This is a genomic window from Streptomyces fulvoviolaceus (assembly GCF_000718165.1).
Lineage (GTDB): Bacteria > Actinomycetota > Actinomycetes > Streptomycetales > Streptomycetaceae > Streptomyces > Streptomyces fulvoviolaceus.
On the sequence record NZ_JOEY01000239.1, the window covers coordinates 1 to 223 of the forward strand.

A 223-nucleotide genomic window follows, 5' to 3' on the forward strand; every position below is an offset into this window, starting at 1 on the left:
CGCCGTGGACGCCGGCTGGTACCCGCACACCAACCAGGTCGGCCAGACCGGCAAGTCCGTCTCCCCGCAGCTGTACATCGCCTCCGGCATCTCCGGCGCCATCCAGCACCGCGCCGGCATGCAGACCTCCAAGACCATCGTCGCCATCAACAAGGACGCCGAGGCCCCGATCTTCGACCTCGTCGACTACGGCGTCGTCGGCGACCTCTTCGACGTCGTCCCC

General features: G+C 68.6%; 1 protein-coding gene. It reads left to right on the forward strand.

Annotated elements, in window-relative coordinates; translation table 11 throughout:
* Nucleotides 1-223 (forward strand): electron transfer flavoprotein subunit alpha/FixB family protein (locus tag IG08_RS0153700; protein ID WP_030622573.1); only part of this gene is annotated, 223 nt, incomplete at both ends.